Source organism: Bacillus sp. ISL-34, from assembly GCF_018613325.1.
Lineage (GTDB): Bacteria > Bacillota > Bacilli > Bacillales > DSM-1321 > Peribacillus.
The window spans coordinates 65,295-82,940 of sequence record NZ_JAGGQJ010000036.1; the positions used below are offsets into that span (position 1 = coordinate 65,295).

A 17,646-nucleotide genomic window follows, 5' to 3' on the forward strand; every position below is an offset into this window, starting at 1 on the left:
TTTTCAAAAAAAAGAGACCGACTACAAGAAGTGCAAAGCACTTATTGAGTCGGCCTCCTTTTACTGCTTGCTTATTCCTCGTCTTTTTCAGCCGGTTTATTGATTTGGGAAATCAACGACTCGATACGATTACCATAATCGACCGATTCATCAAATTCAAAAAACAGCTCTGGAGTTTTGCGCAGTCGGATCCGCTGCCCAATTTCTGAACGCATGAATCCTTTCGCCTTAGCTAGACCTTGCAGGGTTTTCTCCCTTTGTTCCTGGTCACCCAAAACGGAAATATAAACTGTTGCCTGTTGTAAATCGCCTGTAACCGCGACATCCGTCACAGTAACAAATCCGATTCTTGGATCTTTAATTTTTCGGCCGATAATTTCACTCAGCTCTTTTTTCATTTGTTCGCCAACACGATTTGAACGAAGGCTCATAATATCACCTCGATAGCCTAAAGCCAGTCTATATCTGTTATTGTTCGCTCTAGTTCCGGAAAAGAATCTAGAAATTTAAGGGCATTTTGAAGTTCCCGTTCTGTAGCCTTCCTTGAGGATGTTACGGTTACGATAGTAATCTTTGTCCGCTGCCATAAATCCTGAAAATCGGTCTCTGCTACAGAAATATTGAACTTCTGCTTCAGCCGTGTCATGACACGCTGAAGCACGGCCCTTTTTTCTTTCAAAGAATGGGTGTCATGGATGATGCATTCACATTGGACAGAGCCAACGATCATTTACGTTCGATCTCTTCCATTACATACGCTTCAATTACATCGCCTTCTTTAAGGTCGTTGTAATTTTTAATCGTAATACCGCACTCATAGTTCGTTGCCACTTCTTTTACATCATCTTTAAAACGTTTCAATGCATCAATTTCACCTTCGTAAATGACGACACCTTCACGAATTAAGCGAATTCCGCTATCACGTGTAATTTTTCCTTCTGTAACGTAAGAACCGGCAATCGTACCTACCTTGGATACTTTGAAAGTCGTACGAACTTCAGCCTGACCGATAATTTTTTCTTCGAATTCAGGGTCAAGCATCCCTTTCATGGCCGACTCGATCTCTTCGATCGCTTTATAGATGATGCGGTGAAGGCGGACATCAACATTTTCTGATTCAGCCGCACGCTTCGCATTCACGTCAGGACGGACGTTAAATCCGATGACGATTGCATTCGAAGCTGTAGCAAGGATGATGTCAGACTCTGTGATAGCACCGACGCCAATGTGTATGATCTTTACTTTAGCGCCTTCTACTTCTATTTTATTCAGGGAAGCGGCTACTGCTTCCGCAGAACCTTGAACATCAGCTTTTAGAATGATGTTCAATTCTTTAATTTCCCCTTCTTTCATTTGCTCGAACAATGTATCCAGTGTTACACGGGATTTTTCATTACGTTGTGAAGCAAGTTGTCTCTGTGCACGCACTTCCCCAACTTGACGGGCCGTTTTCTCATCTTCAAAGACGATGAAACGATCGCCGGCCTGTGGCACTTCGTTCAATCCAGTGATTTCAACCGGTGTTGAAGGACCTGCATCCTTAACACGGCGTCCAAGATCGTTAACCATGGCACGAACACGGCCGAATGTATTACCGATAACAATCGGATCACCGATTTTCAACGTTCCGTTTTGAACAAGCAAAGTAGCAACCGATCCGCGCCCTTTATCCAAACGTGCTTCGATGACCGTTCCATTTGCTTTACGAGATGGATTCGCTTTATACTCCTCCACTTCACTTACAAGAAGAATCATTTCAAGCAAGCTGTCGATGCCCTCACCGTTTTTAGCTGAAATTGGTACGAAAATCGTGTCTCCGCCCCATGCTTCAGAAACTAAACCATGTTCTGTCAACTCTTGCATGACACGGTCCGGATTGGCCCCTTCTTTATCCATCTTATTGACAGCGACGATAATTGGAACTTCTGCAGCTTTAGCATGGTTGATCGCTTCAATCGTTTGTGGCATAACGCCATCATCCGCAGCGACGACAAGAATGGTGATATCGGTAACTTGTGCACCTCGGGCACGCATTGTTGTAAACGCAGCATGGCCTGGTGTATCCAGGAATGTTATTTTCTTATCGTTAACTTTAACTTGATAAGCACCGATATGCTGAGTGATTCCGCCCGCTTCGCCTTCAGTTACTTTTGTATGGCGAATAGAATCAAGCAATGTCGTTTTACCATGGTCAACGTGCCCCATGATCGTCACGACAGCCGGACGTTCAATCAAATCTTCAGAAGCGTCCTCAGTGACAAGTGATTCAAGGTCTGTTAGGTCGACACGAATCTCTTCTTCGGCCACTACACCGTATTCCGCACAAATCAATTCAATTGCATCTTTATCCAAAGTTTGGTTGATTGTTGCCATAACACCAAGCATAAAGAGCTTTTTAATGATTTCAGAAGGTTCACGGTGAAGTTTTTTTCCAAGTTCCATAACCGTCAAAGACTCATAAAACGTAATTTTCTCTGGAAGTTCTCTTTCTTTACGTTTTGTAACAGGTGCCTGAGGCGCTTGCTGTCTTTGTTTATTATTTTTATTCTTGTTATTGCGACCCTTGTTGAACTGACCTGTTGGTTTTTTCGTCCCTACAGGTTTAACGGGTGGTTTCTTCTTCAGTTTTTCTTTATTGACTGTGCTCTTTTCATCCGCTTCAGCTTCGTACTTCGCGACCGTAGCGTTAGCTTTTGGTTCTTGGCTTTTATCTTCGTTTTTAGGTTTGATTGAATCGTTTAATTTATTTACAGTTGAATCGTCTAATGCTGTCATATGGTTTGTTACCTCTATATTCATTTCTTTAAGTTTATTTATTACATCCTTGCTTGAAACGTTCTTTTGTTTTGCATATTCATATACACGCAATTTTGTCATACGTTCACCCCCGTAAAATTTAATCGAGCAGCGTTCGGAGTTTTTGTGCAAAACCTTCATCCAGAACTGCGACGGCAACTCTAGCATCCTTGCCTATCGCATGGCCGAGCAATGACCTGCTTTCGACTCTTTTTAAAGGAACCTGATAAAATGCGCACTTATCAGATATTTTTTTTTCAGTGTTTTTTGAAGCGTCCGCGGATAAAATAACAACTTTGGCATTACCGCTTCTAATCTCTTTAACCACTAATTCTTCACCCGAAATTAGCTTGCGTGCTCGATTGGCCAAACCTAATAGAGACATCCATTGTTGTTGTTGGGTCATGGTGTTAGTTTTTCTCCTTATTCACTAAATCAAGCAATTGTTCATAAAGGGAAGAATCGATTTGGGTACTAAGGTGATTAGCCAGCACATTTTTCTTTTTGGCCAGCTCGATAACATCCCGATCAAGAGTCAAATAAGCTCCCCTTCCAGATTTCTTTCCGGTCGGATCCAGGCTGACTTCCCCTTCTTTAGATCGAACGATGCGAATGAGTTCCTTCTTCGGCTTCATTTCGCCTGTAGCCACACATTTACGCATCGGGATTTTTTTTCGGCTATTCATCTTTTTTCACCTCGAATTACTCGTTATCCTCTTCGAAATCTGTTTCCTCTTCAGTAACATAACTATCTCTGCTCAAAAGGAATTCCTGTTCTTCCACTGGATAAATACCAGCTTCGCGGGCTTCCGTTTCACTCTTGATATCAATTTTCCAGCCTGTAAGCTTGGCAGCTAAACGGGCATTTTGTCCACGCTTACCAATTGCCAGGGAAAGTTGATAATCCGGAACGATTACAGTCGTCGCCTTTTCCTCTTCTTTAACAATGACCTCAAGTACTTTTGAAGGGCTTAAAGCATTCGCAACGAAAATGACCGGATTCTCCGACCATTTGACGATATCGATTTTTTCACCTTTCAATTCATTGACGATGGCCTGAACACGCTGTCCCTTTTGGCCTACACAAGAACCGACTGGATCTACTTCTTCGTTATCGGAGTGCACGGAGATTTTTGAACGGTCGCCTGCTTCGCGGGCAACTGACTTAATTTCTACTGTTCCATCAAAAATTTCAGGCACTTCGATTTCGAATAAACGTTTTAAAAGGCCAGGATGTGAACGGGATACAAAAATTTGCGGGCCCTTGGAAGTCTTTTCAACTTTAGTGATGAAAACTTTAATGCGATCATGTGGTTTGTACTGTTCATTCGGCATTTGCTCATTCACCGGGAGCAAAGCTTCGATTTTACCTAGGCTCACATAAATGAACCGGGAATCCTGGCGTTGAACGATTCCAGTCATGATATCTTCTTCACGATCGATGAATTCGGCATAAATGATGCCCCGTTCCGCTTCACGCACCCTTTGAGTGACGACTTGTTTTGCTGTTTGTGCAGCAATACGGCCGAAATCCTTAGGTGTTACTTCCATTTCGACAATATCCTCTAACTGATAGTTGGGATCAATTGCTCTTGCTTCTTCAACAGAAATTTCCAGACGTGAATCGAACACTTCGTCTACAACGTCTTTTCTGGCAAATACACGCATTGTTCCTTTACCAAGGTTCAAGTCGATACGTACATTTTGTGCCTGGTTAAAGTTACGGCGATATGCCGATATAAGGGCAGATTCAATCGCGTCGATCAAAACCTCCCTGGAAATTCCTTTTTCGTTTTCTAAAATATAGAGAGCATCCAATAACTCATTGCCCATGGTGATCCCCCTTACGGATATTTAAATTAATGATTTGCTTGACTTAGAAGGTAATCGCCAATCTTGCTTTGGCTACCTTTTCGAATGGTATGACAATCGTTTTCTTTCTTGTCTTGATTCTGACTTCGAGTGTCACTTCTTCCCCATCGAAACTGGTTAAGATTCCTTCGAATTCTTTTTCATCTAAAATGGGCTCGTATGTTTTTATGTAAACATTTTTACCGATAGCATTAAGGAAATCCTTCTCTTTTTTCAGAGGCCTTTCTGCTCCGGGTGATGAAACTTCGAGAAAATAATTTTGTGGAATCGGATCAACCTCATCAAGCTTTTCACTGAGTTTTTCACTCACATTTCCGCAATCATCAATATCTACGCCTGTTTCTTTATCAATGTACACTCGAAGGAACCAGCTTTTACCTTCCTTCACATACTCCACTTCGACTAATTCAAGCTGCAATTCTTCAAGAATTGGTAATGCTAATTCCTCTACGACTTCCGTTACCTTTTTACTCATTTGTTTCCTCCATACGTGCGTTGTATGCGCTTGGTTTCGGATTCAAAATTAAATGGTCAATACAACACGAAAGAGTGGGTTTCCCCACTCTTGCCATTGGTTCCTCTTAGTATTTCCAATAAAAATATACCATAATCAAGATATTTATGCAAATATCATGTCTGTTTCTTCCTTTTTGAAATCAGTTCCCCCTTTAAAATAAAGATAACTGATTTTGTTCAGGCAATGACTCCAGACAGCCTTGTTTATCAAGGTATTCAAGGATGGTCTTCGAAACCTTCCCCCGTTGCTGAAGGTCTTCTTTGGATAGGAATTCACCGTTTTTCCGTGCATTGACGATATTGATCGCCGCATTCGTCCCAAGACCTGGTATCGAATTGAAAGGCGGTATCAAAGTATTTCCTTCAATTAAGAATTGATCTGCACTGGATTTGTACAAGTCAACTTTAGCGAAGGAATATCCGCGTTCACACATTTCCAAAGCTAGTTCAAGAACCGTCAATGTATTCTTTTCCTTTGTCGATGCATCCAATCCCTTGACCATGATTTCTTCCATTTTCGATTTGATTGCCTGCGATCCCCGTGTCATGGCGTCGATTTCAAAATCATCGGCACGCACTGTGAAATAGGCTGCATAATACAATAAAGGCAGATGGACTTTGAAATAGGCAATCCGGACAGCCATTAAGACGTAAGCTGCAGCATGGGCTTTAGGGAACATGTATTTAATCTTCTTACATGAATCGATATACCATTCCGGTACCTCATTTTTCCTCATTTCCTCTTCGAATTCCTCAGAGAGCCCTTTCCCTTTACGTACAGATTCCATAATTTTAAACGCTAGTGAAGGATCGAGACCTTGATAAATCAGATAGACCATAATATCATCCCGGCAGCCTATAACCTCACTTAGTGTACATATCCGGTTGTGGATCAGTTCCTGTGCATTGCTCAGCCATACATCCGTACCATGGGAAAGCCCCGAGATCTGAACAAGCTCGGAAAATGTCGTTGGTTTCGTATCTTCAAGCATTTGCCGGACAAAACGCGTACCAAATTCCGGTATGCCAAGCGTACCCGTTTTACACATGATCTGTTCTTCGGTAACTCCTAAAGATTCAGTACTGCTGAATATTTTCATTACTTCAGGATCATCGGTAGGAACGGTCTTTGGATCGATGCCGCTTAAATCTTGAAGCATCCGGATTACAGTCGGATCATCGTGTCCAAGAATATCCAGTTTCAGAATATTATCGTGAATGGAATGGAAATCAAAGTGAGTTGTTTTCCACTCGGAATTCCTGTCATCGGCAGGGAACTGAATAGGTGTGAAATCATAGATATCCATATAATCCGGAACAACGATGATTCCGCCCGGATGCTGTCCTGTCGTCCGTTTCACACCCGTACAGCCGGCAACAAGGCGATCAGTCTCGGCTCCACGCATATGGATGTTATTATCAGAGGAATACCCCTTTACATATCCATAAGCCGTTTTTTCAGCGACAGTACCAATCGTCCCGGCACGATATACATATTCCTCACCGAATAAGACCTTCGTATAGTTATGGGCCTTCGGCTGATATTCACCGGAGAAGTTCAAATCGATATCGGGAACCTTATCACCTTTAAACCCAAGGAAAGTTTCAAACGGGATATCATGCCCGTCTTTTGTATAAGCAATGCCGCAATCGGGGCAGTCTTTATCGGGCAGGTCAAATCCGGAACCTACAGAACCGTCATTGAAGAATTCGGATTTCTTGCACTCCGGACATACATAATGCGGCGGAAGCGGATTTACCTCTGTAATTTCAGTCATCGTGGCAACGAAAGATGATCCTACCGATCCCCTTGAGCCAACTAGATAACCATCATTCAATGATTTTTTAACTAGTTTGTGAGAAATTAAATAAATAACGGCAAAACCGTGACCAATGATGCTTTTCAATTCTTTCTCAAGACGCGCTTCCACGATTTCCGGCAGGTTCTCTCCATAAATCTTCCTTGCCATGCCATAACTCATTTCACGCATCTCTTCATCTGCACCTTCAATTTTAGGTGTGTACAGCTCATCCTTGATTGGCTTGATTTCTTCAATCATATCGGCAATTTTATTCGTGTTGTTTACCACGACCTCTTTGGCCTTCTCGGAACCGAGGAAGGAGAATTCCCGCAGCATTTCATCTGTTGTCCGAAAATGTACATCAGGAAGCTTATGACGATTGAGCGGATTTGCGCCACCTTGTGAATTCACGAGGATTTTACGGTAAATTTTATCATTCGGATCCAAATAATGCACATTTCCCGTGGCTACGACTGGCTTATCCAATTTTTCACCAAGCTTGACGATATTGGAGATGATCGTTTCTAATGATTTATCATCCCGGACATATTCAAGCTCAATCAAATGCTGATACACTTCCTTTGGATGGATTTCAAGATAATCGTAGAATTCGGCGATATCGACGACTTCCTCAAAACCCTTCTGCATCATCCCTTCAAAAACTTCCCCTTTATCGCAACCCGATCCGACCAAGATTCCTTCACGATACTTTTTAAGTTGTGAGCGCGGTAACCGGGGCACACGATAGAAATAATCGATGTGTGATATTGAAATTAATTTGAAAAGGTTTTTTAAGCCAGCCTGTGTTTGCGCGATCAACGTACAATGGGACGGCCGGGAACGCTGATAAGCATTTCCTTTACCCATATTGTCATTAAGTTGATCATGATGGGTAATCTCCTTTTCCATTGCATCCTTCAGCATCTTCAGCATAAGGTAACCTGTGGCCTCGGCATCATAAATGGCCCTATGATGCTGGGTCAAATCAATATCGAACTTTTTACATAATGTATTTAACCGGTGATTTTTAAACTCCGGATATAAGAAACGGGCAAGTTCCAATGTATCAAGAACAGGATTGGAAGCTTTAGGATAACCCAAGTTTTTATAACCTATATTCAAAAAGCCCATATCGAAGGCTGCGTTGTGGGCAACCAGGATCGCATCGCCCGCCCAGTCCTTGAACTTTTCTAGGACTTCCGAGACTTCTGGAGCATTTTGTACAAGATCATCAGTGATTCCAGTCAATTCTATCGTCGTATTGGATAGTGGGTGATGCGGATTCGCAAATGACTCGAATCGATCAATGATGTCACCGTCACGAATTTTCACTGCAGCAAATTCAATGATCGTATCATAAACGGCTGACAGGCCTGTCGTCTCAACGTCAAACACAACATATGTGGCATCTGCCAAAGCGATATGCGCCTCATTATAAACAATGGGTACACCATCATCCACAAGATTCACTTCGACGCCATATAGGATTTTGATGCCATTCTTTTTCCCGGCACTATAAGCTTCAGGGAATGATTGTGCTCCCGCATGATCTGTAATGGCCACAGCCTTATGCCCCCACTTTGCAGCCTGGGCAACAAGCGCAGAAGTAGGTGTCACTGCATCCATCTGGCTCATTGGGGTATGCATATGCAGTTCTACACGCTTTTCCCCTTCTGGGGCCTTATCCTGCCGTCCTTGTTTAGAAATTTCATTTATATCATTTGCAATCATTACAAGGTCACGTACGAAAGTATCATTTTGGATGCTGCCTTGGGCACGTACCCACATCCCTTTTTTCACTCGGGCAAGTATGGCGGCATCTTCTTTATCACGCGAAAACATTTTGACCAATATCGAGCTCGTATAATCGGTGACTTTAAATGTCAACAGGCTTCGTCCGCTGCGTAACTCACGCACTTCTGCATCAAATACGAAGCCTTCGATAGCAATCCTGCGCTCTTCATCGATAATCTGTTCGATTCTGCGGAAATCCGCATCTTCTTTAATCGTATAGCCAATTTTAACCGGGCCTTCGTAGACGCCATCGTCGCTGCCTTTTTCCGATTCTTTCTTCTGCATTTCCACTAGGGCGGCAAGTCCCTTTTCTGTGTCTTCCTTTTGTTTCTCTTCTAAAAACTTTTGGTAATCAGGATTCGAAACCGTTTCTTTCACTTCCGCTTCAAGTGTCAGCGGAGGAAAACCGAATGTTTGGTAGATATTCGAAATGATGCCGGAGTACTTTCGTTTCAACTGACCAGCCTCCGTATCATTTCGGGCGCTTACGATAAGCTTATATCCATTCACCGTCGGCACTTGTTCATTCAGAAGTGATAACAGTGCTGGAGACATGCCTTCAAGCTCGCCAATGCAATTTTTCCAATACTCTTTCACCAATTGTTCCGTCACCTGCGGATTGGCCACATTCAAGTTGAATGTGACCTTTGCAATATGGGAAAACGTACTTGCTAGATGGGTAGCAAGTCTTGTATGAACACTGCAAGGAATCAATGCAGGTATATTAAAGGCAAAATGCCATGTTTTGGACTCCCTCTCGATTGAGAGTTTATCAATTTCGGCACCTATGAAATAATTCACAAAGGCATCATCAGTCAAGCCCATTTGCTGGAGCAAGAGTTGAAATCTCTCTCTACCGCTATTTGGATTTTGATCCATTCCCTCTCTCCCCTATCTACTATCTCTTTAGATATTATTCACGATCATTTTCGTTTTGATATCAGAAGCTATTATAACATATCATGAATGTTTCACTAGTATCCAAATCCATGAAAAGGAAAGGCATCATCCAATTGAATGATGCCTAATTCCCCTATTTTTAAATTATCCCAGTATTTCGTGAAGCTTTTGAGTTAGTTCAGCTCTTTCAATTTCAAGAACCTCACCCGTTTTACGGATTTTCACTTCGACGATTCCGTCGGATGCCTTTTTACCTACAGTCACCCTGACAGGAAGACCGATCAGGTCAGAGTCTGCGAATTTTACGCCCGCACGCTCTTGACGATCATCCATAAGAACTTCCATGCCTTGTGCCTTTAAATCATTATATAAATCTTCTCCCAGGGCAGCCTGAGCCTCATCCTTCATATTGATTGGAATCAAATGGACTTGGTATGGCGCTAAATTCGCTGGCCAGACCAATCCTTTTTCATCGTTGAATTGTTCAGCAACAGCTGCAAGTGTACGGGAAACCCCAATACCATAACAGCCCATGATCATGGGCTGCGACCGTCCATTCTCATCCAGGAATGTCGCATTCATGGCTTCGGAATATTTAGTTCCTAGTTTGAATACGTGACCTACCTCAATCCCTTTGGCAAATTTAATTTTTCCGTTTCCGTCCGGTGATGGGTCACCCTCTTGGATGAAACGAAGATCTATATAATTGGCCACGTTAAAATCACGAGCGGGATTTACGTTCACATAATGGTAGTCTTCCTCATTTGCACCACAAACTCCATTAACCATTGCTTCGACGGCAACATCCGCAATCACTTCCACTTCAGAAGTGACATTGATTGGTCCGAGAGATCCAACTGTACATCCTAAGACTTCTTTCGTCTCATTCGGATCGACCAAATCAACAATTGAAGCGTTATAGAAATTCTTCAGCTTGATATCATTGACTTCATGATCTCCTCGTACTAAAACAAGCACATACTTTTCATCCACTTTAAACAATAACGATTTTATTAGTTTCTCTGCATCAGTATTCAAGAATGAAGCAACTTCTACAATCGATTTTTGACCTGGTGTATGAATTTTTTCAAGTTGCATTTGTTCTTCGGAGCTTTTTTCATAGCTTACACTCACAGGTGCCATTTCAATATTAGCTGCATAATCGGAAGTATCCGAATATGCGATGGTATCCTCCCCGATGTCAGATAGGACCATGAATTCATGTGTATCCTTACCACCCATTGCCCCAGAATCGGCAATGACGGCACGGAAGTTCAACCCACAACGGCTAAATATATTCGAATATGCCGCATATAAATTTTTATAAACAGCATCAAGGCTTTCTTGATTGGCATGGAAAGAATAAGCATCCTTCATGATGAACTCACGTCCACGCAACAATCCGAAACGCGGTCTTTTTTCATCACGGAATTTGGTTTGGATTTGGTAAACCGTTAATGGAAGACGCTTATAGGATTTCACCTCATCACGAACTAAGCTGGTTATCACTTCTTCATGTGTTGCACCAAGCGCAAATTCACGGTTGTTGCGATCCTTAAGCCGCATCAACTCTGGACCATACGTATACCAGCGTCCAGATTCCTGCCAGAATTCCGCTTGTTGTAAAGCCGGCATCAACAGCTCTACAGCGCCAGCATTCTCCATCTCTTCCCGAACGATCGCCTCAACCTTTTGAAGCACCTTTTTTCCAAGCGGCATAAAACTATAAACCCCGCTGGAGTTTTGTCTCATAAATCCTGCACGTAATAGCAGCTGATGACTTTTGATTTCAGCATCTGCAGGCACTTCCCTCAATGTAGGGATCAACGTCATACTTTGTTTCATATCTGCACCTCTTCAAATTTCCTTTAAATTACTTGCTGCTGCGGTAAATTTGATACCGCAACATAACTACGGTCATTTCATACAAAAAAGACTTTCCTCGTTATTCAGAAAAGCTAATTTAATATACTCATTCTCGATTATACTTACGATTTCCCTAGAAAACAAACAATTTCCCAAAAACGGTTAAAAAACTAGGAAATCGCTTCAAATAAGAAAACGGCCAACAGATAAATCTGCTGGCCTGTTTTGCTTTAAACATGTCTTACAGGAAGAATCGCTGGATGTCATTCCATGTAACGACAATCATCAATAACATCAGCAAAGCAAATCCGATGAAGTGGACCATTCCTTCTTTTTGACGGTCAATTGGTTTCCCTCTTAAGAATTCGACCACAAAAAATAACAATCTTCCCCCATCCAATGCCGGCAGCGGAAGTAGGTTCATGATTCCCAGGTTAATGCTGAGCAGCCCTGCCCATTTCATTAACGTGAATAAACCTTGTTTCGCTACTTCTTCAGTTGATTTATATATTCCTACAGGACCAGATAAACTGTCAATCGTAAATCCACCCGTTACGAGGTCACCAAGGATGATGAAGATTTGTTTTGTCCAAAAATACGTTTCTGTAAAACCATATTGTATAGCTTTAATCGGTGCTTTTTCAACCGGAGGGTAGACACCGATAATCCCGATTTTCTTCCCTTCCCTCTCCACTTCTTGCGGAACAACCGGAACTTCTAATGTTTTCCCATCCCTGTCAACGACGAACTCGATTTCTTGCCCAGGGTTCTTTTGGATGCTTTCCTGAACATCTCCCCAAGTAGAGACTTCCGTCCCTTCTATGGATTGAATGACATCCCCCGATTTTAAACCGGCATTTACAGCCGAACCATCCGGAGTCAACTCTCCAAGTTTCGCTTCATCCACCACGACTCCTTGAAACAGGCCGATCAACACAAAAATGACAAAAGCCAAAACGAAGTTCATTGCCGGTCCAGCTACAATCGTTAGAAAACGGTGCCCAAGCGACTTTGAGGCAAATTGCCGGTCAAAAGGAGCAATCTGGTTCTCTACACCATTTTCGACGATCACCGCTTCTTTATGAATGGCAAACGTTTTTAGTGTATCTTCCTCGCCCTCTTCATAACCAGTAAGGATCAGTTTATGATCAAGGTCGATCACTTCAACTTCCACAAGGCGAATATCAGGATATTTATCCTTATTGTTCAAAATGATTTTTGTAACATTTTCATCATTATCAAACATTAATCCGACTCGATAGCCGGGCTTCAATTCTATATTCTCTGCGTCTTCACCAGCCATACGCACGTACCCGCCAAGAGGAAGCAAACGAATGGTATAAACGGTTTCCTTCTTTTTATATGTGAATACTTTTGGCCCGAAACCGATTGCGAACTCACGGCATAAAATTCCTGCTCGCTTTGCAAACACTAAGTGCCCAAGCTCATGGAAAAATACTAGAGCTCCAAAAATGATGATGAACGCTATAATCGTTTCTAAAGTCTGCATGTTCCGGTCACCTATCTTTCACTAAAGATTCTATATACTGCCTAGTCATATTATCGACTTCCTGAATCGTTTCTAAATCTGGAAGGGCTATGACGGAATGCTGATTCAGCGCCTTTTCAATCAATGTTTCTATATCGAGGAAGGTTACCTTTCCAGATAAGAATGCAGAGACTGCGGCTTCATTGGCGGCATTCAACACAGTAGTCATCGTTCCGCCCATTTTACCCGCTTTATAAGCGAATTGCAAACAAGGATATCTGGTGAAATCCATATCGCTAAAATGCAGTTTGCCTGCTTCAGCAAGGTTAAGCCGTTTGCGCCCTGCTAGCGGAACGCGGTCTGGATAAGTAAGTGCATATTGTATCGGAACCCGCATATCCGGTGTCCCCAGCTGCGCTATCACGCTGGAGTCATGAAACTCAACCATGGAATGGATGATGCTCTCCTTATGTAGCAATACATCAATTTTATCGTAGGGAAGATCGAATAGCCAGTGCGCCTCAATTACTTCCAATCCTTTATTCATCATTGATGCCGAATCGATCGTGATTTTAGCTCCCATTGACCAGTTCGGATGGTTCAGTGCCTCTTCCACCGTTACATCCTTCAATTCTTCCCTGGTCCGATCCCGAAAACTGCCTCCTGAAGCAGTAATGATAAGACGTTCTATATTTTTTTCCTTTTCACCTTGCAATGCCTGAAAAATAGCTGAATGCTCACTGTCAACCGGCAGCAATCTAACCCCCGCTTTTTTTGCTTCACTTATGACCAAATGACCTGCCGTCACCAAAGTCTCCTTGTTGGCGATAGCAATATCTTTTTTAGCCTTTATTGCTTGAAGTGTCGGATAAAGACCCACGCTTCCGATTACGGCATTGACCAATATAGTCGCTTGACCATAAACGGCAACAGCAGTCAACCCCTCATCTCCATACATGAACTCGATATCTTTGCGGCTGGAGAATTCACTTTTCAAAACATGATAATCTTCTTCCGTCTGGACTGAAACCAGTTTCGGTTCAAACTCTTTTATATAAGTCCTGACCAATTCTATATTCTTTCCAGCAGAAAGCGCCACGATCTTGAATTGATCTGGATGGGACCTTACTACATCCGCTGTTTGTTGACCAATCGATCCTGTCGCGCCCAAAAGGCTGATATTTTTCAAATTGTTCATCTCCTAATTCAGATAACACTTGCCTATATTTATATTATAAAACGTGCAATAAATGCAAAATCGGTAAAATGAATATCACGCTATCAAGCCTGTCCAAAATACCGCCATGTCCCGGGAGAAGCGTCCCTGAATCCTTAACGCCATAATGGCGTTTATACGCCGATTGGACGAGATCACCCAATTGGCCGAATACCCCAATGATTAATGAAATCAATAATAATTGTAATAACGTGTAGTCAAGACTGGAGAAGGCGTAAAATAGAACACCCACTACCATCGCGGAAAATAAACCGCCGATAAATCCTTCCACCGTCTTGTTTGGACTTATTTCTGGCCATAGCTTTCTTTTACCAAGTGATTTACCTATGAAATATGCCCCGGAATCGGTTGCCCAGATCGTAAATAGGGTAAGCAGGATATAGATCAGCCCCAACCCCAATGAGTCACGTGTTTCAAATAGGTAGTAGAAGCCTATCCCCAAGTATAGTATCGAAATCACTAGAAAGCCTGCGTCATCAAAAGTAAAACGGTTTTTTGAAACGACTGTATAAAGTAACAGCAGCAAAACCCCTATTAAGAAGACTTGAACTTTATCGTAATTTATTTCTGCTAAAAAAGCGGTATGCTCATTAGGCAATAAAAGCACCCACAATAATATGTGAGAAAGAAATGCTTCAAAAGACAGTACACGTAACTTTTTCATTTTCATCAGCTCATACAAACCAATTGACCCTAACAGATATACCGTCAGTAAAAAGGGAGTGCCCCCTAAAATGACTAGTGGAATGAAGATAGCGGCAACTACGACCGCCGTAATAATTCGTTGTTTCATTATTCCATTTTCCTCGCCTTCTACATTAAACGCCACCGAATCTTCGTGAACGCTTTTGATACTCCTCAACTGCCTGCAATAAATGCTCTTCACTAAAATCCGGCCATAGCACCTCAGTAAACCACAGCTCAGTATAAGCAGCCTGCCAAAGCATGAAATTACTTAAACGGATTTCACCGCTTGTGCGGATCAGTAAATCAGGATCCGGCAAATGTTTGGTCATCAAGTAACTGGATAGCATTTCCTCAGTTACATTTTCCTTTATTATACCATTCTTAGCATCTTGAATGATGCTATTCACTGCAGATACAATCTCCCCACGGCTTCCATAGTTCAGGGCAAAATTCAGAATCATCCCATCATTGTCTTTCGTGTCTTCCATTGCCCGTTTAACGGCACTTTGAGTATGTGACGGAATGAGTGACAAGTCCCCTATCATTTCAACTCTTACATTTTCGGAAATGAGCTCGGGTAAAAATGTCCCCAGAAATTCCTGGGGAAGCTTCATCAAAAAGTCGACCTCACTTTTCGGACGTTTCCAATTTTCAGTGGAAAACGCATAGACTGTCAGAGTTTTGACCCCTAATTTATTGGCAACTTTCGTAATTCTACGAACGGTTTTCATTCCTTCATGATGACCCGCCACACGTGGCAATGCACGCTTTTTGGCCCAACGGCCGTTCCCATCCATAATGATGGCGATATGCTGAGGAACATCAAACTGTTTATTATGCTGAATCCTATTTGTTACATCGGAAGAAGCATCTTTTTTAACGAAACGCTTCCAAAGTGAATACATATGTTAGTCCCCCATCAGGTTGTACTTATCTCTCTACAAAGGCAAAGTTTTCGTGCACTATGTATATCAAGCTTTCTGCCGCTTAAAAAGAATCTATATTATAATATCAAAAAAAAACTGGTTCTCATATTATTATTATGAAATTTATTTCTTCATTAGAAGCTAGAAAGGGAGAAATCATTACTTCTTTTTTTCTAAAACCGGTTATGATTACCATGAAAAATGCAAAAAAAGGACCACCTCCAACGTTTGCATGCAACATACTAACTCAAGGAGTAATCATTATCGGAGAAACCTTATTATAACAGTTTTCTCCTTTAAGCACACCTATATGTTAGAACCAAGACATGACCCAGTATGGATTCGGCCCTCTTTATTTAATCATTCTTCAGTGGGAATTATACTTCCAAAATTTCTTTTTCTTTATCTTTTGTAATTTCATCGATTTTCGTGATATTGCCATCTGTCATCTTTTGGATGTCATCAGCATAGCCACGTAAATCGTCTTCAGTGATTTCACCACTTTTTTCAAGCTTTTTCAAATCATCATTAGCATCGCGACGCACATTACGGACAGCTATTTTCGCTTCTTCCGCTTCTTTTTTAACAACTTTCACAAGCTCTTTTCTGCGCTCTTCAGTTAAGGCCGGGATGGCTATCCTGATGACCGATCCATCATTAGAAGGATTTAAGCCTAAGTCTGATTTCAAAATCGCCTTTTCGATTTCACCCAAAACCGTTTTATCATATGGTTGAATGACTAATAGTCTAGCTTCCGGGACAGAAATACCTGCCACCTGATTGACTGGTGTCGGCGATCCATAATAATCGATCGAGATTCTATCAAGCAATGAGGCATTTGCCCTTCCGGCACGGATGCTTGCTAATTCACGTGTGTACGCTCCAATGGCTTTTTCCATTTTCGTTTTCGCATTCGAAATAACTTGTTTCGGCATCTTTTATTTCCCCCTTACAATAGTACCAAGCGTTTCGCCTAATACGGCCCGTTTAATATTACCTTTTTCCATGATCGAGAAGACGATCAATGGAATATCATTGTCCATGCATAGTGAGGACGCAGTTGAATCCATTACTTCTAAGCCTTCTTTAATCACATCAAGATAGGAAAGTTTATCATACTTCACTGCATTTTTGTCCTTAACCGGATCTGCATTGTATACGCCATCCACATTATTCTTCGCCATCAAGATGACATCAGCTTCAATTTCAGCAGCACGAAGTGCGGCAGTGGTATCCGTTGAGAAGTATGGATTACCTGTACCAGCTGCAAAAATCACCACTCTCTTTTTCTCTAGATGCCTGATTGCACGGCGTCTAATGTATGGCTCTGCGACTTGCCTCATCTCAATGGAAGTTTGCACGCGCGTTTCAATTCCAAGCTGATCAAGGCTGTCTTGTAATGCCAATGAGTTCATGACTGTAGCCAGCATACCCATATAATCGGCATTAGCGCGATCCATGCCCATTTCACTGCCTATTTTCCCGCGCCAAATGTTTCCGCCGCCGACAACAACAGCCACTTCAACATCAAGCTCAGCCACTTCCTTGACTTGTTCAGCAATGGATTTAATTACTGCAGGGTTAATTCCAAATCCTTCTTCACCGGCTAATGCTTCGCCACTTAGTTTTAAAACGACACGTTTATATTTAGCGTTACTCATGAGAACCTCCAACTATGTAATCTTTTCATTCGTTCATCATGCTTTCTTGCAATACTACCAAAAATTCATGACATTTCAAAAAATAGGGAACACAAGAGTG

General features: G+C 42.1%; 15 protein-coding genes. All 15 read right to left on the reverse strand.

Annotation, left to right across the window (positions count from 1 at the left end; translation table 11 throughout):
• Positions 1-71: 71 nt before the first annotated feature.
• Positions 72-431 (reverse strand): 30S ribosome-binding factor RbfA, encoded by a 360-nt coding sequence (gene rbfA / locus J7E52_RS23195; protein ID WP_101224680.1) that lies wholly within the window; start codon positions 429-431, stop codon positions 72-74.
• A 17-nt stretch (positions 432-448) separates the two neighbouring features.
• Entirely contained in the window at positions 449-730 is a 282-nt protein-coding gene (locus J7E52_RS23200; protein ID WP_057913375.1) for a DUF503 domain-containing protein, read from the reverse strand.
• The gene (gene infB / locus J7E52_RS23205) at positions 727-2,877 is read right to left on the reverse strand and encodes a translation initiation factor IF-2 (RefSeq protein ID WP_214750735.1); all 2,151 of its coding nucleotides are present in this window, start codon (positions 2,875-2,877) and stop codon (positions 727-729) included. Before infB ends, J7E52_RS23200 begins: the two co-directional genes overlap by 4 nt.
• A gap of 19 nt (positions 2,878-2,896) precedes the next feature.
• A complete protein-coding gene (locus tag J7E52_RS23210) occupies positions 2,897-3,202 on the reverse strand; it encodes a YlxQ family RNA-binding protein (RefSeq protein WP_034313614.1) in 306 nt (101 codons plus the stop codon).
• A 4-nt stretch (positions 3,203-3,206) separates the two neighbouring features.
• Entirely contained in the window at positions 3,207-3,482 is a 276-nt protein-coding gene (rnpM, locus tag J7E52_RS23215) for an RNase P modulator RnpM (RefSeq protein WP_214750736.1), read from the reverse strand.
• 16 nt (positions 3,483-3,498) lie between these two features.
• Entirely contained in the window at positions 3,499-4,629 is a 1,131-nt protein-coding gene (gene nusA / locus J7E52_RS23220; protein WP_076366463.1) for a transcription termination factor NusA, read from the reverse strand.
• Positions 4,630-4,672: 43 nt separating this feature from the next.
• Entirely contained in the window at positions 4,673-5,143 is a 471-nt protein-coding gene (rimP, locus tag J7E52_RS23225; protein WP_214750737.1) for a ribosome maturation factor RimP, read from the reverse strand.
• A gap of 193 nt (positions 5,144-5,336) precedes the next feature.
• Positions 5,337-9,659 (reverse strand): PolC-type DNA polymerase III, encoded by a 4,323-nt coding sequence (locus tag J7E52_RS23230; protein ID WP_214750738.1) that lies wholly within the window; start codon positions 9,657-9,659, stop codon positions 5,337-5,339.
• A gap of 165 nt (positions 9,660-9,824) precedes the next feature.
• A complete protein-coding gene (locus tag J7E52_RS23235) occupies positions 9,825-11,525 on the reverse strand; it encodes a proline--tRNA ligase (protein WP_214750739.1) in 1,701 nt (566 codons plus the stop codon).
• Between the two features lie 262 nt (positions 11,526-11,787).
• Positions 11,788-13,056, reverse strand: a complete 1,269-nt coding sequence (rseP, locus tag J7E52_RS23240) for an RIP metalloprotease RseP (RefSeq protein WP_034313629.1) — start codon at positions 13,054-13,056, stop codon at positions 11,788-11,790.
• A 7-nt stretch (positions 13,057-13,063) separates the two neighbouring features.
• Positions 13,064-14,224, reverse strand: coding sequence for a 1-deoxy-D-xylulose-5-phosphate reductoisomerase (dxr, locus tag J7E52_RS23245; RefSeq protein ID WP_214750740.1), 1,161 nt, complete (start codon positions 14,222-14,224; stop codon positions 13,064-13,066).
• Positions 14,225-14,267: 43 nt separating this feature from the next.
• Positions 14,268-15,065 (reverse strand): phosphatidate cytidylyltransferase, encoded by a 798-nt coding sequence (locus tag J7E52_RS23250; protein WP_214750741.1) that lies wholly within the window; start codon positions 15,063-15,065, stop codon positions 14,268-14,270.
• 25 nt (positions 15,066-15,090) lie between these two features.
• Positions 15,091-15,864, reverse strand: coding sequence for an undecaprenyl pyrophosphate synthase (locus J7E52_RS23255; RefSeq protein WP_214750742.1), 774 nt, complete (start codon positions 15,862-15,864; stop codon positions 15,091-15,093).
• Between the two features lie 398 nt (positions 15,865-16,262).
• Positions 16,263-16,820 carry a ribosome recycling factor gene (frr, locus tag J7E52_RS23260; protein WP_053534379.1) on the reverse strand — a complete coding sequence of 186 codons (558 nt, stop codon included), beginning with the start codon at positions 16,818-16,820 and terminating at the stop codon, positions 16,263-16,265.
• 3 nt (positions 16,821-16,823) lie between these two features.
• Positions 16,824-17,546 (reverse strand): UMP kinase, encoded by a 723-nt coding sequence (pyrH, locus tag J7E52_RS23265; protein ID WP_034313639.1) that lies wholly within the window; start codon positions 17,544-17,546, stop codon positions 16,824-16,826.
• Positions 17,547-17,646: the final 100 nt, after the last annotated feature.